Here is a 17,463-nt window from a genome sequence, read left to right as displayed (position 1 = left end):
CCCAGTCCTGCACGGGCGTCTTCGTCCCGTCGCGCTCGCGGTGCTGGCGGACGGTCACATAGACCTTCCCGCACAGCGCGGCGACGCGCTGCAGCAGCTCAGGCTCACTAGAGCCGCCCATGATGACCTTGGCCGTGGCGGTCTGCCAGATCGTCTCGGCCCCTCGGTCGCCCCAGCGCCCGGCGAGCTGCGCCCAGCTCTGGGAGTACAGCGCCATCCGGATACCCGACCCGGCGGCGTAGGAGGCCCATGCGGCAACCGGGATGGGCGTCACGTTGGCCACCTCGTCGAGCTCCATCGTCAGCGGTGGGTCGAGCCGCTTCGCAGCCGAGTTCGACCCGACGATGAGCGCCTCGTGCTTGATCTCGGCCAGCAGCGCACACAGCAGCGGCGGAACCGGGCTCGCCGCCTCAGCCGACGCCACCAGGTACAGCGTGTCGCGCGAGCGCAGGAAGTCAGCGATGACGAACTCGTCACCACGGCCGGGAGTGAGCGTCTCGACGATCTCGGGCGACAGCATGAAGCGGAGGACTTGCCGGATGGTGCGCTCGACTGAGTCGCGGGTCCGGTCGTGCAGAGCGAGGTAGTCGCGGATCTCGTTCGCCGCGAACTGCGCCGCCCCGACGGCTCTGGTGCAGATCTCGACCGGCGTCGGGTCATCCTCGGTGATCCACTTCCACACGTGCCGGAGATTTCCGCCGACCAGGCCCGCCGCATGCATGTAGGAGCTGAGGACCATCACAGCCTGCGACTCCCAAAAGTTGGAGTCAGATAGGCCGCGCGTCTCGACCGCTTCCACCATGTGTCCGGCGCGGCGGATGGCCGTTGCGGGGTCCTGGCAGCCGGCCACGGGGTTCCATCGGAAGGTGGTCCCCCACTCCCCCACGCCCTCGGGGTTGAAGACGTGCAGGTTTCCGACTCTCTGCCGCAATCCTGCTGTGTTGGCGATCAGGTCGCCCCGGATGCTGGTCACCACGACCGGGCCCGGCGCGTCGATGATGCGCCCGGCGGCCGCCACCGACTTGCCTTTCTGGGGCGCGGCGATGACGAGGACGATGTCCGAATGCGTGGCGTAGACGCGCCAGCGGTGGAGCCAGCCCTGAGCCCAGCCCAAAAATGTGGCGTAGTTGCGCCACTTGCCGTAGCCGTACAGGTCGAGAGTGCCCAGCGACGGCCGTGCGTGTCGGGCGATCTTGCGGGCGCGGCCGAGGCCGTAGCGGCGCCACAGCTCCCACCGGCCCGCGAAGCCCGCGCCAGGGTGACGGCGCATGCGCAGGCGTCGCCACAGGCCCGCGCGGGGCGTCTCGTGGCCACGGCGCATCCAGTCCCACAGCAGGCGCAGAGCCAGTGCGCCCAGCAGGATTGCGACGAGGAGAATGATGAACTTGACCGGGATTTCGGGGGCGGCCGAGGTCGCCGACGCGATCGGCCCCCAGTGGATCATGTCGAACTTCATGACGACATCGCCCCTTCCTGCATCGAGGCCCCAGGAACCCCAAGGTCATCAAGGTACTCGTGCAGGTACTTGCGCGCTGTGCCCTCGCTTTGAACGCCGATGTCCAGGTACCAGGCTCGCGCCAGTTCCGGGACCGCCCCGCGGTCGCCGAAGCGGCTGTCACCGCTGAGCCGCAGCCGCTCGTAGAGGGCGGCGAGGCGTACGCGCGGGCTGGCCTGTTCAGTGACGAGCTTCAGTTCTGCGCGCACGGCTCTGAGCTCGCTTGTGCGCTCCTGCAGCAGGTTCTCGACCTGGCGCAGGCGGTCGCTGTCGGCCTCGGCCCGCCGCAGGCGCTCTGACAGGCCCCTGAGCTGGTGTTCGGCGTCCTGGAGGCGTCCGGCGTAGCCCTCGATGGTGCTCTGAGCCTCGCTCTCCGTGCGAGCCAGCGCGGCCCGTCCTTCGGCCTGGAGTTGCTTGATCAGCCGGGCGTGCTCCTCACGTTCCTGCTGGCTCTCCTCCAGCCGGGTGGCCGCCTCGATGGCGCGGGCTTCTTCGATCTCCCGCAGCTCCCGCGCGTGGGCTTCCTGCAGCGCTTCGACCTGTTCGCGGGCCGCCTCGCGCACCTGCTCAGCGGTGAGCGTCGCCGAGCTCGCGATCGCCTCGGCCTCGGCCGCGCGGATGCTGGCCAGCGTCCGGCCGGGTGCGATCGGGGCGACGTCGAGCACCCATTCCCGCGCCCCTGCCCATGTGCCCTTGCGGTCCAGGCCGAGCCGGAGGAGCCAGAGCGGCACACCGAAGGGGGCCCGGATCACGCGGCCGAGAACGGCGAGCACCATCGAGAGGACGGGGGTTTCGTCGATGTCGAGGTCGCGCTGAGCGGCGACGCGTCGCCGTACCTCCACAATGAAGGTTTCCAGCATCCAAGCCATGGTGACCGGCGCGATGACTGCTACGAGCATGCCCTCGATGCTGTGGGGCGCGTAGAGGACCTGAGCGCCCAGCGAGAGGCCGAAGAAGACCAGGACGCCGATGCGGGCCCGGAGGCTCGACTGACCGCGCAGCGCGGCCACCAGAGCGACCAGCGCCATAGCGACCCAGCCGACATCGGGAAGGGCAGCGACGATGACCGCGCGGACCTCGTCCGCCGCGGTGACCTGGCCGCCCGTGTGATTGTGCAGGAGCGCGAACAGCCGCTGTGCCTCGTAACCCACGAAGCCGGACCCGACCAGGGCGCCGAAGATGAGTACGCCCGCGAAGCCGAGCAGCCTCCCCGACAGGCGTTCCCCCGGGGCGCCCTTGGCCGGCCCCGTGCGATAGACGCGCGTCTCGCGGACGCCGTCAGGGCCGATTGACAGGCGGGCCGAGTCGAGGCCGTGGCCGTTGACGACGCCGGGGTAGCTCTCCTCTGCCCCACGTCGCCGTAGGATTCTTTTCAACATCAGAAGGTTCTGCCTTTCTGGTGTCCGCCCCGGGCGGCGACGTTCGATCCGCCAAGATGTGGCGTCGTCGTCCGGGCTTTGATGGTTTGAAGTGCTAGGAATCTGCCGAGCTTTCGGCGGGTGGTTGTGGCCTCCCCAGGAGCTCCAAGAGCCCTCTTCGCAGGTCCTCCTCTGTGTCGCCAGCGAGGGAATCGCCGAACGAGAGAACGACAGCCACGCCCACCCTGATCAGGGTGTTGGCGGTGATGCGCTCTCCGCCTCGGCGTGACTTGGCGTCCTGCAGTTCTCTGGCGAGCTCGTCCAAGCGCGTCCAGGCGTCGCCGCCGAGTGGCACGTACTTCGGCCGCAGGGTGGACCCCTGCCCTTCTGGCGTCATGCAGTTCTCCATAGGTCTGAGAGCCCCCGAGCCAAGCTCGGGAGTCTTGGGAATCAAGACTTGCGGACTCTCGAAGTGAAGCACGACACCTCATCTCCTTCATACCGGCGCAATTGAGCGCGTTTCTGGTGCGTCCCTTGTATGAGATCACAGCGAGATCATAACTTCAAGACTCTTGAACTTCAAGACTGAGCATGCAATCGTGAAGGCATTAGGTCGCTAGAGCGCTGATACCGCTCCGCGACACAGCAAAGCCCCGAGGTGCTCATCCGACCAAGAACGTTCACCCCGGGGCCCTCTTTCGAGGAGTTCCAGCATGCCAGCAAACCGTGGCTCGCAGTGGCCCGCCGGCGCGAACACCGGCCCGGGAAAGCCTCTCTACTCGCGGCCCGGGGTCCTGCAGACCTCGGCCCCGCAGCAGGAGACCGACGAGTCCGAGGACAGCCGATGAAGCGCGGGGCCCAGGTCGCGGGTACCTTCGCCGCCAACGTCGTACGCTGCGCCGTCGTCGGCGTGATCCTGGTGAACGGCACTCAGCAGGAGGTCGCCGAGCATCGGGAGCACTGCACCGAGTGCGCCACAATCACCATGCAGGAGGCGCGATGAACGCCGCCGTAGTGTTCGCCGTGGTGTTCATCGCCCTGTACGTGGGGCACCACCTCGGCGACCAATGGGTTCAGACGCACGCCCAGGCGTGCGGCAAGGGCGAGCGCAGCCGCGCGGGGCAGCTCCACTGTCTCGCCCATGTGGCCACGCTGACCGCAACCAAGGTGATCACGCTCGCGGTCGCCGCTATCGCGACGCACCTCCCCCTCTCCCTCTGGCTCGTCGTGGTCGCCCTGGTCGTGGACGCTGCCTCGCACTACTGGGCAGACCGCCGATACACGCTGGCGGCGCTGGCCGAGCGTCTCGGCAAGGCCGGTTACTACCGGTTCGGCATGCCCCGCGAGGGGCGCGACGATAACCCCAGCACCGGGACGGGAGCCTTCCACCTGGACCAGTCCTGGCACCTCTTGTGGCTCTTCGTCGCCACGTTGCTCATCACGCTGGGGGCGCCGGTATGAAGAAGCCGACCTTTGACGCCTCGTACGACGCCGCTCAGTCGAAGCTGACTCGGCAAGCCGCCCAGGGATACCAGAACCAGGTGAAGGAGGCCGCCAAGCACGAGGCCCCGACGAAGGGCACTGTTCGGCAGGCCGGAAATGGTCGGCGAGGTGGCCGCCAATGAGCACCAGCGACTACCTCGCGCGCACACGCGCAACCGCCCTGACCGTTCTGACCGTCGCCGGCGTCGCTGCCGCCCACGCCCCCGCCGCTCGCGCGGCAGCCATGGCGCAGGCCCAGCGCGCCGCCAAGGCGGTCTCTATCGCCCTGGAACAAGTCGGCGATCCCTACCGCCGCGGTGCCGCCGGACCAGGAGCTTTCGACTGCTCCGGCCTCATGCGGTACGCGTGGGGCAGGGCTGGAGTCCGGCTGCCGCGCGTCGCCTCTGATCAGTATCGCCACCTGCGCAAAGTGTCGTGGCGCGACCTCGCGCCCGGTGACCTGATCTTCCTTTTCCGGCTCGGGCACGTCGCCATGTACGTCGGACGGGGGCGAATGGTCCACGCTCCCGGCCGAGGCAAGCCCGTACGGGTTGACCACGTCGCCCAGGGATGGATCAAGGCGGCTTACAACGGAGCCGCCCGGCCCGGCGTCTAGCCTCCGGCGCGCACCAACAGTAGAGGCCCCGCACGTTGAACGTGCGGGGCCTCTTTGGGCTTCAGCGGAGATGCGCCGCGATGCTGGCAGCTCCCCCGGCGCGACGTCGGCCCCCCGCGGGGAGCAAGGCCTTGTTCTAGATGTCAGTCGTCAGCAAGGAGCGTCTGCTCGATCTGATCGAGCAGCGCGCGGCTCTCGGTGACGAACCGCCGAACCTCCTCGGCCTGGACCGTGCTCTTCCGCGATGGCCGCACAGCCAGCTGCTCCAGCGTGGCACGCACCCGCGTAGCCCGAGCACTCCAGCGAGACGGGGCGGCCGCCGGCGCCTCTTCGTCGTCAACCGTCTCCCCGCCTCGGGCCAGGAACGCCCGGATCTCCGCGACAGCGGCCTCCCGGTCGAACTCGCCATCGGGGAGCACGCCGACGACCTGGCGCAGCAGTTCTGCCGTGACCTTTACGTCGGACTCCGCCACGGTGCGGAACACCACCTCGGCGGCTTCCTCGCTGTGGGTGTCCTTCACAGGGAGGAGTTCGCGCACGTGGCTCTCCCCGATTTTGATCTTGTCTCCAATTGGAGACAAGATCATCAAGCGCTCCGCTAGGGACCACTCGCGGATCAACCGGTACGCGTGCTGGCGGGACATCCCCCACCGCTCCGCGCAGTACTCCTCGAACGTCGCGTGCGTCTCGCGGTACAGGCGCGCCTTCTGGATGACCTCCAGGGCACGGCCGGCGATCCAGAACGCGACCCGCAGATGGTCCAGCGCGGCCTCGCACAGCGCCAGGTCGCGCTGCTCACGCTCATCAAGCGTGGCAGGAAGGTTCTCGGTCACCTCCTCCGAGGGACGCGGCATCGTGCGGGCCAGACGCTCGATTACCTCCGCGCCTACCTCCGCCCGAGCACGCGGAACGCGGCTCTCAGGTACGGGCGAACTGCTGACCGGCGGGGCCGCCGGATCGTCTTCCTTGGCCTTCTCCAGCTTCCGTCCCTGGCTGATAAGCCTGCTCACAAGCGGCCCTTTCCATGCTGCTGCCACTGGTGATCCAGAATGTCACGGTAGATGCCAACCAGGCGACGCGCCTCGCGGCCTGGAGCGGCGGTGATCGGCACGCGTGCCCATCGCGCCTCTTCCCGGATGGCATAGTGCCGCACCAGGTATCGCGCGGGAACGTCGTCCTCGCCGTTCGACGTACCGACCGGCAGCGGGTCGCCGAGTACGTAGTCCTTCCAGGGGCCGAGCGTCGCGTCCTCACGCTCGAACAGGAGAGCGTCCATCTCGCGGTTGATCGCTCTCAGATCCCGATCCTTTGGCACGTCGCTGCGCACGATGCCCGAGATCTGGAGGTCCGGCGCGGCGCCCTGACGCATCAGCTTGACCGTCCGGAATGCTTGGGCCACCCCGTCAAGCCCGTCGGTGGTCAACGTGGTTGGGACCAGGACGCCGCCCTTGTCCCCCAGGGCGCACAGTCCGGCGATGACGAGCTTGCCGGCCGCCCGCGGCGGCATGTCGAACAGAATAAGATCCACATCATCGGCCAGTGCCGACAGCCCCAAGCCGAGCCGCATCTCAATCGGCGCCTGGTCGGCCTCGCGGTTTTGCAGCTTCCGCTCCGCAGGGAGCACCTTGACGTTCTCCGGCCATGCCTCACCAGCCGGGTGCACGATGTCGCCGATGGCCTCGCGAGGGTCTACCGGGTCGTCGTCGCCCAGCTCGATGGCGAGCAGGTCGTTCACCGTGAAGACGTCGGTATCGCCGTTCTCTCGGATCGGCACGCCCAGCTCCTTGCTGGCCGTCGCGCGGGGGTCCAGGTCGCCGACCAGCACCTTGAGCCCCTCGGCCGCAGCCACTGCCGCTAGTCCGTTGGTGATGCTCGTCTTGCCGACTCCCCCCTTCTCGCTATAAACGGCGAGCCTCAGGGCACTCACCGGCGATCTCCCTTCCTCTTGGTCTGTACGGCCCAGTCATCCCACGTGTCCACATACGGGCGCAACCTCATACCGGTGACTATCGCCATCCTTGTGTGAACGCCCCTCTACCGGCGGCGTGCGCGCTGCAGAGCCGCGCCGACCACCTTGATAGCCGCCGCAGCAGCGGTCAGCCGGCGCCCCTCAGTGCGATAGGTGTCCAGCACTTCGGCGATGACGTGCGGTGCCAAGCGCGCCTTGAAATCCACCGCCGCGCCGCGATAACCCGCCCGCAACGCGGTCAGAGCGTAACCCACGTGACGCTCCGCCATCCAGGTCAGCACATACGGGTCGCGCACCACCTCATGCGCTCGAAAGTCCGCAGGCAGGCAATCCAGCAGCCATGCCTCTGCCTCCGCCTCCCACTTCGGCGCCCCTGGAGGAGGAATGTGCGCTGGCCAGCCCGGGGGGACCGCTGGCACCGCCGCGCCCTGACGCTCCGCGCCGGCCGAGCTCATCGCATGCCGTAGGTGCTCCACTGCGCTGTAGTCCACCCCAGCCAGGAGGTACACCCGATCGCGCGGCATCCACTCCTCGCGGGGGACGAGCCCACCGCGCGGCCCCGGAGTGAGCTCCATCCACGACACCAGCAATTCCTCGCGCCCGTCAGCCCACGAGCGCCGCTTCAGCAGGTATCCCGCCCCGTCCGGGACAAGCCGGACCACCGGAGGATCGGACGCCGACACAGAGCGCATCCTAGTTCCTGCGCCACCGCGCCCCCTAAGAGGTCGGCATCATGAACGCTTCCCGCCCCGCAGTGTGCCGCCCCGCCAGGCCCAAACCGCCGTCCGGTCCTCAGAAGGGAGGTAGGCCAGCACGGTCACCAGCTCCACGTCCGGCCACCGCGAGATACGGGCGGCCATCCTGGAGACCTTCCGCCACGTGCCCGCGATATGGCTCGTAGTCGGGCCCGCCTCGCCTGCCGAGGAGCGCGGCGTGACACTCACCTCGTAGACGTGAGGGTCCCGAGCCGGCCCCCGCCTGAAGCGGCGAAGGATCATGATCACGATAGCGGCCACGATCAGACCTGCGATCGCCACCAGGGCTACCAGCATGACGAACACGAACGGGGTCATGAGGGGCCACCCTAACGTCCAAGCAGTCAGCCCTACGGGCTGATGCGGGGGCGTTGCCCCCAGCTCCCCCACCCCTCGCCGGGGAGGCAGGCTCCGAGATAACCGGGGCAAGGGCGGACCTGCAAGGCCGTAGGTGGTGCCGTCCGGGGTCGTGGTCATCCCGCCACCTGACCCCAAGGGGCTACCACAGAACCTGAGGGGCCGCCAAACCTCGGCCTACGGCCGACCCTTCGGGCAAGGGTTTGGCACCCCCTCAGAACCTGCGGTAGTGCAAGGCATCAGGCGACGGGATGACCACTCAGGCCCCGGACTCTGTGGGAGCGCGAGCGCTCTCACCGCGCGGAAGGCAAAATCCCAGGTCAGAGCCATGATTCAGGAGTAACACAGCTTTAATCGGGTAGACTATTGAATAGAAAGAGGCGGGCCGGACACTCGCCTCAACCCGCGAACGAGGAGGAACACCATGGAGAACGCCGAGCGCGCGACGCGGGCCGCCGAGGCCGTGGCCATCTACACCCGCAGCCACTACAACGGGGCCAGTGCCCAGGACGGCACAGACTTCGCGCTAGTGGCCCGCGACCTGATCAGCGACCTGTGCCACGCCCTCGACGCGCGCGCCCTCGACTCCGGACAGGCCGTGGCTGAGGCGTACAGCCGCTACGCCGAGGAGGACGACGCCGAACTCATGCAAGAGATCAACGGCGCAGGCCACCGAGCCCGCAGCGTCCGGTACACGCTCGACCGCCTCGCGGGACAGCTCGACGCCTACGACAAGATGGACGGCGTAGCCACTGACGGGTCACTGCCGTACGACATCCGGGCCACCGCCGACAGGCAACTCATGGAGCGGGCCCACGACGCGGTCAGCACCGCCGACGACCTCATGCGCGCCCTCAGGCCCCTGGTCACGGCCAAGGGCGACCGGTCCGACGAGCACGCCCCCGGCCAGGCCCAGCACCTGACCGAAAGGTAAAACACCTGGTCGAGCCCCGATTCTGGGGTTTCTCTCACACTTAAATCGGGTAGACTGTTGAATAGAATGGGGCGGGCCGGACACCCGCCCCCGCACCACCCGCGAAAGATCGAAAGGACACACATGCTCAGCCTGATGGATTGGTTCTGCGGCGCAGGAGGCAGCAGCCAGGGGGCCGACGCGGTACCCGGCGTACAGGTCACCCGGGCCGCCAACCACTGGGAGAAGGCGATCGAGAGCCACTCCGTGAATTTCCCCGACGTCGACCATTACCTCGGCGACATCCGCACCGCCCCGGTCGAGCGCTGGCCGGTCGCCGATCTGTTCTGGGCCAGCCCCGAGTGCCCCCAGTGGTCGAGCGCCCGGGGCAAGAAGCGCGACTTTGACAACACCCTGCAGTGCGAGCTCTTCGGCCCCGAGCGCGACGAGGAAGCCGAGCGCAGCCGGGCCCTGATGGAAGAGGTGCCGATGTACCTGCGGGGCGTCATCGCCCGAGGCGGCCGCGTGCGCGCCGGAGTCGTCGAGAACGTCGTCGACGTCCGGGCCTGGGACCAGTGGGACCGCTGGGTCGGCGAGATCCGCGCCCTCGGCTACCACACCCGCGTCATCGCCATCAACAGCATGCACGCCCAGCCCGCCCGCACGCCCGCCGCCCCGCAGAGCCGCGACCGGCTGTACGTGGCTTACTGGGATAAGGCCCTCGGCCGGGACCCGGACTGGTCGAAGTGGCTGCGACCGCTGGCCTACTGCGAGACCTGCGAGGAGTGGATCCAGGCGGTTCAGGTCTTCAAGGACCCCAAGGCCGACATGGGCCGCTACCGGCAGCAGTACGTCTACAAGTGCCCCCGCATCGCCTGCCGCAACTCCGTTGTGGAGCCGCCCGTTCTCCCGGCGGCCGCCGCGATCGACTGGACGATCCCCGGGAAGCGCATCGGCGACCGCGACCGGCCGCTGGCCGACAAGACCATGGCCCGCATCGAGGCCGGTCTCCAGCGCTACGCCCGCCCGATCACCCTGGAGGCCGCCGGGCACACCTTCGAGCGCAGGCCCGGAGTCCGCACCTGGCCAGTGGACGCCCCGCTGACCGCCCAGACCACCACGGCGACCAAGGCCCTGGCCTGCCCGCCGCTCATGGTGCCCGCCGGGGGCACCTGGCGCGACGAGGCCACCCCGGTCAGCGAGCCCATGGCCACCAGGACGACCCGGGAGAACGACGGCGTGGCCATCCCCGCCCCGTTCCTCGCCCTGCTCCGCTCGGACCGGCCGCGCACCATCGGCCTGGACGAGCCGCTCGCCACGGTGGTGGCGGACGGCTCCAATCACGCCCTGGTCGTGCCGCCGCTGATGATCCCGATGGAGGGGCGCGACGGCAAGGAGGCCGCGCCCGCGAGCCTGCCCTTGCGAACCCAGACCGCCCGCGCGGAGACCGCGCTCGCGTTCCTGCCGTTCGTCGCCGAGCTGCGCGGCGGCAGCAGCGACGCCCGCGCCGTCACCGACGCCCTGGCCACCGTCACCGCCAGCGGCAATCATCACGGCCTCGTGACCCCGCCGCAGGGCGTACCGGCCGACGTGTGGAACGCCCTGCTCGTGCCCTACTACGGCACCGGCCAGGCCCGCCGCACCACCGACCCGATTGGCACCCTCTCCACGCGCGACCGCTACGGCCTGGCCCAGGGCGTCGCCGAGCTGGACATCGCCGACGTGGAGTTCAGGATGCTCGAACCGGGCGAGATCGGCGCGGCGATGGCGTTCCGACGCGGGTACGTGGTCGTAGGCAACAAGAGGCAGCGGGTCAGGCAGTACGGCAACGCGGTGACTCCCCCGGTAGCCGAAATCATCATCTCGGCGCTGGTCGAGGCCATCACCGGCGAGGACATCGAGCGCTGGCCGAGGTAGACCCTCGCGGGGGCCCGGCCCGTGCGCCGGGCCCCCGCACCTCGTGACGCAAGAAGGCGGCCAGTGAACCCGCCGCCCAGCCGGACGACGGTCGGACAACACCGGCCGCCAGTGGTCCACCCGCGAAGGTAGGACACGGCCCCAGCGTAGCAACGAGGTCCGCAATCCCCGAAGAAATCCCAGCTCATGCCGACGGCTCCTAGTTTCGCCGGACCATAATCGGGTAGACTGTTGAATAGAAAGGGGTTGGGCCGGACACCCACCCCGTACCACCACCCGCGAAAGCTAGGGAGCGTCCTGAATGTCGGCACGATCGCCCTTCGAGTACCTGCACTACCTCACCACCGTGACGATCCGCCTCGCTGGCGAGTACGAGACCAAGGTCCTCCCGGAGCCGCAGGACGGCCGCATCCACGTCCTGATGCCCGGTCTGCTGGTGATCGTGCAGGACGCGCACGCCGCGCTGAGCATGGCGGGCATCTGGCGCGCCGCCACAAGGCAGGCCGAGACGATCTTTAACGGGCGGCGCGCCGAGCAGTATCGAGTGCTCCGCCGGATCACCTCGCACACCTCGGTTTGTCTGACCGGCCTGCAGAACGCCACCGAGACCTACGGACGCGCGCACCCTTATTCCACCAGCCGATGCGGCGAGCTGGCCGTGCAAGTCGGGGGCGTGACGGTCATCTGCGACGACCGGGCAGCATTCGACGTCCAAGTGCAGATGTGGCAGGCGGCAGCCGCCGCCGTCGAGACCGTGTGGCCCGGCAAGTATCAGCGATGAGGGGCGGACGGGCCGGGGCGCACAGGCAGCCCCGGCCCGTATCCACAGAACGCCATTCGGTGAGCGCTCCAGCGCCGCAACCAAGCATCATGACGGCCAAGGCTCCACCCTTTCGAAGGAGAGACGAGATGTTCGAGATCCGCGCCAAGGAAGGAACGGCGGTGGCCAAGGCCGGGACATTCGCCGACGCTGAGACGGCCCTCGACCGCCTGGCCGAGACGACGATCGGCGAGTGGACGATCGTGGACTCATCGACCGGCCAGACCGTCGCCACGTTGATCGTCACGACACTCCCCCGACGTTCTGTGATCCAAGAGCTCAACGATGGGAGGCACCGGGCCTAGAAGAAATCCCCAGCTCACGCCCTAGTTCTCGGTTTGCATCACCATTAAATCGGGTAGACTGTTGAATAGAAAGGGGTTGGGTCGGACACCCGCCCCCGCACCACCCGCAAAGATCGAAAGGACACCACGGAGATGCTGCGCAAGTCTCAGGTAGAGAAGATCCGGAAAGCCGAGCAGGAGCGCGACGCCCCGACCAGCGACCCGAAGGCGGCGGCACGAGCCCGCGCCGTGCTGGACGCGGCCCTTCGCAACGCCTCCCGCGAGGAAATCGCGGAAGCCAACCCCTTCTAAGCCCCCGCGGGCGAGCCCGCCGGCGCCGCCGCGGCGCCTGCGCGACGGCGGCGGGGCATCGAGCCCCGCCGCCGCCGTGGACGCGGCCCTCTCCCGCCGTACCCACGTACTCGAGTAACCGCCTCGGCCCGGACAGCCGAGACCACCCGCGAACGAGGCCCCATCATGGATCAGCTCACGCTCGACCTGCCCGAACTCGACCTCTTGGACGCACCGCCGGACCTGGCGAGCTATCACCGCATTCTGATCAACATTTCGGCCGGAAAGGACTCTCAAGCCGCGCTCGACGCCGTGGTGAAGGCGGCGAAGGCGGCCGCCGTCGCTGACCGCCTCGTGGCCGTGCATGCCGACCTCGGCCCGATGGAGTGGCCGGGCGTGCGCGAGCTGGCCGCCGAGCACGCGGCTCACTACAACCTGCGGTTCGAGGTCGTGCGGCGCAACGGCAGCAACCTCTTGGAGCGGATCAAGGAACGCGGAATGTTCCCCGATTCGCAGAACCGTTGGTGCACCAGCGACTTCAAGCGCGGGCCCGTCCGTACCCTGATGACTCGTCTGGTGCGCGAGGTCCGAGAGGAGGGGATCAGCGGCCGCGTGCGGCTGCTGAACGTGATGGGCATGCGGGCCCAGGAGTCGCCCGCCCGCCGTCGCCTGCTCGCCTTCTCGCACGACGGGAGCAAGACCTGTTCCTGTGAGCAGTGCCGGACCCGGACAGTGGCGGCCGCCGCCATCCTTGCCGCAGGCGGCAAGGTGCCCAAGCGCCTCAAGACCGGCCACGGGGCGTCCAACTCCCTGCGGCACGTCGACACCTGGCTCCCGATCCACGGCTGGACCACCGCGCAGGTCTGGGAACGCATCGGGCAGGCGGGCACCAGGCCGCACATGGCGTACCTCCTGGGAATGCCCCGCCTGAGCTGCGTTTTCTGCGTCCTGGCCTCGCGGTCAGCGCTGATCCTGGCCGCGCAGCTCCAACCGGAGTTGGCGGCGCTCTACGCGGAGGCCGAGGCCGCGACCGGTCACCGGTTCCGCCAGGACCTGTCAATGGCCGAGATCATCGCCGAGGCCGCCACGCGGCGCCCGGTGCGTACCGTTGAGGAGTGGGCAGCGTGAGGCCCCGCCGCGTGCGGGTCGAGGGAGACCTCTACCACGGCCGCGTTCCCGCAGGCGCGGCCTACATCGGCCGGGCCTGCCCGGGGCTGAAGGGCAGCCCGTTCCGCAACCCGTTCGCCGTGAAGCAGCACGGCCGCGCCGAGGCGTTGCGGCTCTTCCGGTGCCATCTGGCCGAGCACCCCGAGTTGGTCGAGCAGGCCCGGCGCGAGCTCGCCGGGCTCGACCTGGCGTGCTGGTGCCGCCCGGGGGAGGAGTGCCACGGGGACATCTGGCTCGACGTGCTCGCCGAGCCCGCGCCGTACAGCGCGGCCGCCGGCTCCGGGACAATGGGCCCCATGGCGTTGGTGACGTTGGGGGAGTGGGCGGCGAAGGTCGGCCGCGCAGAGACGGCGGTCCGCAACCACCTCGCGGCCGCGCCCGGGTTCCCCGCGCCGAAGGGCACCAGACCGCGCACGGGGAAGGGCACGCCGTACGAGGAGTACGAGGAGAGCGAGCTCGACACCTTCCTGACCGAGTGGGAGGCGGCGCACGCGCCCGCCCGCTACCAGGTGCCCGGCGACCCCGACGCAATGCGCACCCTCGGCGCGATCGCCAAGCTGTTGGGCGTCGACGGCAAGAGCGTCACGCAGTACCGCGCGGCGATCGACGAACGCGCCGCCCACGAGGATCGGGGAGCGCGCCGTTACTACCGCACCGGTGACGTGGTCGAGGTGCTCAACAGCCGCAAGGGGTTCGGGGTCGCGCTCGATCCCACCCAAGACCGCCGACGCCGTACGTAGATTGCTAGGTCAGTGTGTCGGCGTCCATGCGGGAGAAGACCAGATCGCTCATCTCCGTGATCGGCTGGCGCCAGCGTGCGGGCATAACCGGTCTGTGCAGGGCGGCGGGGTAGCTGGAGGCGGTGTAGTCGTTCGGCAGGCGGTAGAGGTGGAAACCGTGTGCGAGCAAGGGCTGAAGGATGTCGTCGATGCTGTGTCTGTCATGCCTGAAACGCCTCGATCTCGATCTCGATCAGCATCCGCTTGTCGATCAGCCCCGCCACCTGGACGCCCGTACACGCCGGCCTGACATGCCCGAGCACCTCCGAAAGCGCCGCGCCGACCGCGTCGTAGTGGCTGTCATCCACCACGTAGTAGCGCACCATGACCACGTCCTCCCTGGTCAGGCCAGCCGCCTCGACCGCGTCGAGCGCGATGCCGAAGGCCGTCATGGCTTGCAGGTAGGCGTCGCCCTCATGCTGTACCTCACCGTCGACCGTGGCCGTGCACCCGGAGACCACCACCCTCGGCCCTGCCACCACCGCCCTGGCGTAGCCGTACCGGTCCTCCCAGACGCCGCCCGAGAAGACCCTCGTCTCCTCGCGCACGCACCTTGCCTGAACCATCACGCGTCCCTTCCTTGGGCCCCAGCCGCGGACTGCGGCCAGGGCGTCTGTGATCGACTGCGGTGCGCGGGCGGGTGCCCGCGCCGGCTGCCTCGGAGATGGGGCCGGAATCGGAGGCAGAGTTCCGCCCGGCCAGTGTCGATGGCGGTGGTCTCGGCCATGACCACCTGCATGGCCGAGGCACCTGGCGGCCAGTTGGCTAGCTCCAGCCGCAGCAGTTCGAGAGCCAGACCGAGTTCGACCGACGTGGTCAGCTAGTCGGCCGCTGGCATCTCAGGTCAGTGAGTCGGCGTCGATGCGCGAGAAGACCAGGTCGCTCATTTCGAGGATCGGCTGATGCCAGCGTGTGGGTACGGCTGGTCTGCGCAGAGCGGCGGGGTAACTGGAGGCGGTGTAGTCGTTGGCCAGGCGGTAGAGGTGGAAGCCGTGGGCGAGTAGGGGCTGAAGGATGTCGTTGATGCTGTGTCCGAGCTTGGCCAGCCGTCGGGGGGTGACCTCGATGATGAGTTCGGCGTCGGGCCGGAGCCGGTCGAGTAGTGGGGTCAGTCCGCGTACGGCCGCGCCTTCGGCTCCCTCTACGTCGATCTTGATCAGGCGGGCCTGAGTGAGTTCGGTGTCGGTGAGGATCTGTGGCAGCGTTCGCGCTTGGATCGCGAAGGATGATTGCGCGGTGTGGGGGCGGATGATGGTGGTGGCCCCGAGGTTGGCCGCGTCCTCAAGGTAGAGGGTCAGGCGCGTGGCGGTGTCGTAGACGGCGGTGTTGACGCTGCGGACGTTGCCGCACCCGTTGGCGCTCAGGTTCTGGGTCAGCGCCTGGTGGAACTGTGGGCAAGCTTCGACGGCGACGACGTGTCCGGCGGGGCCGACCAGGCGGGAGGCGAGCACGGTGAAGTAGCCGATGTTCGCGCCGACGTCGATGAAGGTATCGCCAGGGCGCAACCGGTGGCACAGCCACGCGGTCAGGTGAGGTTCCCAGACTCCGAACAGGTACACGTAGCGCTGGATGAGATCGCTGGTGGTGAGGGGGAAGACGGCGCCGAACCGGGTCCGGGCAGTGATGGTGACGGGGCGCTGCTCAAGGACCCGATCCAGCGTCCGCTCTACCAGTGCCGCTTTGCCCAGGCGGCCGGGAGCATGCCGGACGTAGGCGCGTAGAGCGCTGAGCATGGGAGTTGAGATCACGATAGAGCTCCGTTCAGGTGGGGGCTGTGCACGCGCGGCACCAGGGCCGGACACTGGCAAGCTGGGCACAAGACAGCGCAGCGTCAGGCCGAGGGATCGACGAGAGGGCAGGTTGTGGCACAGATGCGCAGGCCGAGAGCCGGTGATGTCCGGCCGGTGGTGTACTTGCTGGTCGGGCTGACCGGTTCGGGCAAGACCACCTATGCTCGGCAGGTTTTGGAGCCGGCCGGGGCGCTGCGGCTGTCGGTGGATGAGCTCGTCTACCAGCATCACGGCCGCTATGGCGTGGACTACCCCGAGCAGGAGTACTTCGCCCGGGAGGCGCCGGCGGTCGCGGAGGTTCGTGAGCGCCTGGTTGAGCTGGTGGAGGCCGGGAGGGACGTCGTTGTTGACCATGGGCTGTGGCTGCGGCGTGACCGTGAGGAGTGGAAGAAGCTGGTCGAGCAGGCGGGGGGCCGGTGGCGGCTGGTGTACTTCGACGTGCCTCGTCGCGAGCTGCTGCGGCGCCTGGCCGAACGCAATCTGCGCGAGGACGCCGACGCCTTGACGGTGACGCCGGAGGCATTGAACGACTTTTACGCCCGGTTCGAGCCCCCGGGCGAGGACGAGGGCGCCGAAGCCCCGTCCGGATGGTGAGCGCGGGCGCACGCGTCTGCCGTTCAAGACGGTCCTGACCCGGGCGGGCGCCACCGGTCCAGCAGGTCAGCGCACGCGTGCGGCCACCACGGCGGCGTCGTGGCGAGGTCGACCGGGTAGAAGGGAATCGGTCCGGCGGTGTGGATGCGTTCCCCGTGGGCCTGAAGGTGCTCCAGGAGGCGGGCGGCCTCGGTGCGGATCGCCGGGCCGATCTCACGCCAGGTGCCAGCGGTGTGCAGGGTGATGCGCCGCTGCAAGTCCTGCTCGATGCCGCGCCGCCATTTGAAGTGGTGGACCGGGACCGGCGTGTTGACCGGTTTATGGCCGGGGCTGCGGTGGGAGCCGAGTGCAAGATCGACGCGAGAGTCAGCCAGCACGATCTTGCGCGGGTCGCCGCCCAGCAACAGTCCGGTGAGAAACCCGCCGAGCGGATAGGAGACGTCCAGACCGATCGCAGGGTCCCAGGTGGCCAGCGAGCCGTCCGCGGTGACGCGGTCGAGCAGCACGCCACCGACGGTGAGGGTGCCTGCGGCTTGGGCGGCAGCGATCATCTCGGGGAGCGGCGCCGGGTAGGCGTGGAACTCATCGGAGTCGGCGATCAGATGCCAGCCGTTCCCGGCGGCGGCGCGCAGCTCGTCGCGGAGCTGGGCGTGCAGGTGCTCGTGCCAGGGGCCTTCACTGAGGATCGGCGGCGGGCCGTTCAACGCGGCGGCGGCCTTCAGCAGTGGAGTTTTGACCGAGGACGGCACATGGTCGGGAAAGTGGAAGGCCAGGTGGAAGGCGGTGATGCCCAAGCGCTGGTAGTGCGCGGTGAAGGCGGCCAGGAGTTCGGGCTCGACCGGGCCGATCACGGCGACGAGCGGGGGCATGACAGGG

Annotated in this window: 23 protein-coding genes; 12 read left to right on the top strand and 11 right to left on the bottom strand. The window is 68.9% G+C overall.

Annotated features, from left to right (window positions below; translation table 11 throughout):
- From ABD830_RS19400 to ABD830_RS19390, 3 genes are all read right to left on the bottom strand, one after another.
- A partial coding sequence (locus ABD830_RS19400) for a type IV secretory system conjugative DNA transfer family protein (RefSeq protein ID WP_344988985.1) occupies window positions 1-1,456 on the bottom strand: 1,456 nt, incomplete at its 3' end.
- Window positions 1,453-2,874: a hypothetical protein gene (locus tag ABD830_RS19395; RefSeq protein ID WP_344988983.1), complete on the bottom strand. Its 1,422-nt coding sequence runs from the start codon at window positions 2,872-2,874 to the stop codon at window positions 1,453-1,455. The genes ABD830_RS19395 and ABD830_RS19400, both read right to left, overlap by 4 nt.
- Window positions 2,875-2,968: 94 nt before the next feature.
- Window positions 2,969-3,334, bottom strand: a complete 366-nt coding sequence (locus ABD830_RS19390; protein ID WP_344988981.1) for a hypothetical protein — start codon at window positions 3,332-3,334, stop codon at window positions 2,969-2,971.
- Window positions 3,335-3,566: 232 nt separating this feature from the next.
- On the opposite strand from ABD830_RS19390, the gene ABD830_RS19385 reads away from it, so the two are divergent.
- The 4 genes from ABD830_RS19385 (at window position 3,567) to ABD830_RS19370 (ending at window position 4,951) form a co-directional block, all read left to right on the top strand.
- Complete coding sequence (locus tag ABD830_RS19385) at window positions 3,567-3,701, top strand: hypothetical protein (protein WP_344988979.1); 135 nt, start codon at window positions 3,567-3,569, stop codon at window positions 3,699-3,701.
- Entirely contained in the window at window positions 3,698-3,856 is a 159-nt protein-coding gene (locus ABD830_RS19380; protein WP_344988977.1) for a hypothetical protein, read from the top strand. The genes ABD830_RS19385 and ABD830_RS19380 overlap by 4 nt, the downstream gene beginning before the upstream one ends.
- Window positions 3,853-4,314: a DUF3307 domain-containing protein gene (locus tag ABD830_RS19375; RefSeq protein WP_344988975.1), complete on the top strand. Its 462-nt coding sequence runs from the start codon at window positions 3,853-3,855 to the stop codon at window positions 4,312-4,314. The genes ABD830_RS19380 and ABD830_RS19375 overlap by 4 nt, the downstream gene beginning before the upstream one ends.
- A gap of 160 nt (window positions 4,315-4,474) precedes the next feature.
- Window positions 4,475-4,951, top strand: a complete 477-nt coding sequence (locus ABD830_RS19370) for a C40 family peptidase (RefSeq protein ID WP_344988973.1) — start codon at window positions 4,475-4,477, stop codon at window positions 4,949-4,951.
- A 143-nt stretch (window positions 4,952-5,094) separates the two neighbouring features.
- Here the strand turns inward: ABD830_RS19370 and ABD830_RS19365 are convergent, their stop codons facing one another.
- The 4 genes from ABD830_RS19365 to ABD830_RS19350 form a co-directional block, all read right to left on the bottom strand.
- Window positions 5,095-5,988 (bottom strand): hypothetical protein, encoded by an 894-nt coding sequence (locus ABD830_RS19365; protein WP_344988971.1) that lies wholly within the window; start codon window positions 5,986-5,988, stop codon window positions 5,095-5,097.
- Complete coding sequence (locus ABD830_RS19360; protein ID WP_344988969.1) at window positions 5,958-6,878, bottom strand: ParA family protein; 921 nt, start codon at window positions 6,876-6,878, stop codon at window positions 5,958-5,960. Before ABD830_RS19360 ends, ABD830_RS19365 begins: the two co-directional genes overlap by 31 nt.
- Window positions 6,879-6,985: 107 nt before the next feature.
- A complete protein-coding gene (locus ABD830_RS19355) occupies window positions 6,986-7,603 on the bottom strand; it encodes a hypothetical protein (RefSeq protein WP_344988967.1) in 618 nt (205 codons plus the stop codon).
- 48 nt (window positions 7,604-7,651) lie between these two features.
- Complete coding sequence (locus ABD830_RS19350) at window positions 7,652-7,993, bottom strand: hypothetical protein (protein WP_344988965.1); 342 nt, start codon at window positions 7,991-7,993, stop codon at window positions 7,652-7,654.
- A 463-nt stretch (window positions 7,994-8,456) separates the two neighbouring features.
- Here ABD830_RS19350 and ABD830_RS19345 point away from each other — a divergent pair, with 463 nt between their 5' ends.
- The 7 genes from ABD830_RS19345 to ABD830_RS19315 all read left to right on the top strand — a co-directional run bounded on the left by ABD830_RS19345 (window position 8,457) and on the right by ABD830_RS19315 (window position 14,164).
- The gene (locus ABD830_RS19345; protein ID WP_344988963.1) at window positions 8,457-8,966 is read left to right on the top strand and encodes a hypothetical protein; all 510 of its coding nucleotides are present in this window, start codon (window positions 8,457-8,459) and stop codon (window positions 8,964-8,966) included.
- A gap of 123 nt (window positions 8,967-9,089) precedes the next feature.
- The gene (locus ABD830_RS19340; protein ID WP_344988961.1) at window positions 9,090-10,862 is read left to right on the top strand and encodes a DNA cytosine methyltransferase; all 1,773 of its coding nucleotides are present in this window, start codon (window positions 9,090-9,092) and stop codon (window positions 10,860-10,862) included.
- A gap of 301 nt (window positions 10,863-11,163) precedes the next feature.
- Window positions 11,164-11,643 (top strand): hypothetical protein, encoded by a 480-nt coding sequence (locus ABD830_RS19335; RefSeq protein ID WP_344988959.1) that lies wholly within the window; start codon window positions 11,164-11,166, stop codon window positions 11,641-11,643.
- A 128-nt stretch (window positions 11,644-11,771) separates the two neighbouring features.
- The gene (locus ABD830_RS19330) at window positions 11,772-11,987 is read left to right on the top strand and encodes a hypothetical protein (RefSeq protein ID WP_344988957.1); all 216 of its coding nucleotides are present in this window, start codon (window positions 11,772-11,774) and stop codon (window positions 11,985-11,987) included.
- 132 nt (window positions 11,988-12,119) lie between these two features.
- Entirely contained in the window at window positions 12,120-12,278 is a 159-nt protein-coding gene (locus ABD830_RS19325) for a hypothetical protein (RefSeq protein ID WP_344988955.1), read from the top strand.
- Between the two features lie 165 nt (window positions 12,279-12,443).
- Entirely contained in the window at window positions 12,444-13,385 is a 942-nt protein-coding gene (locus ABD830_RS19320; RefSeq protein WP_344988953.1) for a phosphoadenosine phosphosulfate reductase domain-containing protein, read from the top strand.
- A complete protein-coding gene (locus ABD830_RS19315; protein ID WP_344988951.1) occupies window positions 13,382-14,164 on the top strand; it encodes a DUF4326 domain-containing protein in 783 nt (260 codons plus the stop codon). The genes ABD830_RS19320 and ABD830_RS19315 overlap by 4 nt, the downstream gene beginning before the upstream one ends.
- Window positions 14,165-14,168: 4 nt before the next feature.
- On the opposite strand, the gene ABD830_RS19310 is transcribed toward ABD830_RS19315, so the two are convergent.
- The 3 genes from ABD830_RS19310 to ABD830_RS19300 form a co-directional block, all read right to left on the bottom strand.
- Window positions 14,169-14,333 carry a hypothetical protein gene (locus tag ABD830_RS19310; RefSeq protein WP_344988949.1) on the bottom strand — a complete coding sequence of 55 codons (165 nt, stop codon included), beginning with the start codon at window positions 14,331-14,333 and terminating at the stop codon, window positions 14,169-14,171.
- A gap of 31 nt (window positions 14,334-14,364) precedes the next feature.
- On the bottom strand, window positions 14,365-14,769 hold the full coding sequence (locus tag ABD830_RS19305; RefSeq protein ID WP_344988987.1) for a Rid family hydrolase: 405 nt from the start codon (window positions 14,767-14,769) through the stop codon (window positions 14,365-14,367).
- 273 nt (window positions 14,770-15,042) lie between these two features.
- Window positions 15,043-15,951 (bottom strand): FkbM family methyltransferase, encoded by a 909-nt coding sequence (locus ABD830_RS19300; RefSeq protein ID WP_344988947.1) that lies wholly within the window; start codon window positions 15,949-15,951, stop codon window positions 15,043-15,045.
- Between the two features lie 123 nt (window positions 15,952-16,074).
- Between ABD830_RS19300 and ABD830_RS19295 the strand changes: the two genes are divergently transcribed.
- Window positions 16,075-16,587 (top strand): P-loop nucleotide/nucleoside kinase family protein, encoded by a 513-nt coding sequence (locus tag ABD830_RS19295; protein WP_344988946.1) that lies wholly within the window; start codon window positions 16,075-16,077, stop codon window positions 16,585-16,587.
- Between the two features lie 23 nt (window positions 16,588-16,610).
- Here ABD830_RS19295 and ABD830_RS19290 read toward each other — a convergent pair whose 3' ends face one another.
- Window positions 16,611-17,456 (bottom strand): hypothetical protein, encoded by an 846-nt coding sequence (locus tag ABD830_RS19290; protein WP_344988944.1) that lies wholly within the window; start codon window positions 17,454-17,456, stop codon window positions 16,611-16,613.
- Window positions 17,457-17,463 lie beyond the last annotated feature (7 nt).

Origin of the sequence: Nonomuraea helvata (assembly GCF_039535785.1) — a bacterium.
GTDB classification, from domain to species: Bacteria; Actinomycetota; Actinomycetes; order Streptosporangiales; family Streptosporangiaceae; genus Nonomuraea; species Nonomuraea helvata.
This window is presented reverse-complemented; position numbering and strand designations above follow the sequence as displayed.

Excerpts from the sequence above, each read along its gene's own strand:
- ABD830_RS19395 (WP_344988983.1), bottom strand. The coding sequence starts at position 2,874 with ATGTTGAAAAGAATCCTACGGCGACGTGGGGCAGAGGAGAGCTACCCC.
- ABD830_RS19385 (WP_344988979.1), top strand. The coding sequence starts at position 3,567 with ATGCCAGCAAACCGTGGCTCGCAGTGGCCCGCCGGCGCGAACACCGGC.
- ABD830_RS19380 (WP_344988977.1), top strand. The coding sequence starts at position 3,698 with ATGAAGCGCGGGGCCCAGGTCGCGGGTACCTTCGCCGCCAACGTCGTA.
- ABD830_RS19375 (WP_344988975.1), top strand. The coding sequence starts at position 3,853 with ATGAACGCCGCCGTAGTGTTCGCCGTGGTGTTCATCGCCCTGTACGTG.
- ABD830_RS19370 (WP_344988973.1), top strand. The coding sequence starts at position 4,475 with ATGAGCACCAGCGACTACCTCGCGCGCACACGCGCAACCGCCCTGACC.
- ABD830_RS19350 (WP_344988965.1), bottom strand. The coding sequence starts at position 7,993 with ATGACCCCGTTCGTGTTCGTCATGCTGGTAGCCCTGGTGGCGATCGCA.
- ABD830_RS19345 (WP_344988963.1), top strand. The coding sequence starts at position 8,457 with ATGGAGAACGCCGAGCGCGCGACGCGGGCCGCCGAGGCCGTGGCCATC.
- ABD830_RS19340 (WP_344988961.1), top strand. The coding sequence starts at position 9,090 with ATGCTCAGCCTGATGGATTGGTTCTGCGGCGCAGGAGGCAGCAGCCAG.
- ABD830_RS19335 (WP_344988959.1), top strand. The coding sequence starts at position 11,164 with ATGTCGGCACGATCGCCCTTCGAGTACCTGCACTACCTCACCACCGTG.
- ABD830_RS19330 (WP_344988957.1), top strand. The coding sequence starts at position 11,772 with ATGTTCGAGATCCGCGCCAAGGAAGGAACGGCGGTGGCCAAGGCCGGG.
- ABD830_RS19325 (WP_344988955.1), top strand. The coding sequence starts at position 12,120 with ATGCTGCGCAAGTCTCAGGTAGAGAAGATCCGGAAAGCCGAGCAGGAG.
- ABD830_RS19320 (WP_344988953.1), top strand. The coding sequence starts at position 12,444 with ATGGATCAGCTCACGCTCGACCTGCCCGAACTCGACCTCTTGGACGCA.
- ABD830_RS19305 (WP_344988987.1), bottom strand. The coding sequence starts at position 14,769 with ATGGTTCAGGCAAGGTGCGTGCGCGAGGAGACGAGGGTCTTCTCGGGC.
- ABD830_RS19295 (WP_344988946.1), top strand. The coding sequence starts at position 16,075 with ATGCGCAGGCCGAGAGCCGGTGATGTCCGGCCGGTGGTGTACTTGCTG.
- ABD830_RS19290 (WP_344988944.1), bottom strand. The coding sequence starts at position 17,456 with ATGCCCCCGCTCGTCGCCGTGATCGGCCCGGTCGAGCCCGAACTCCTG.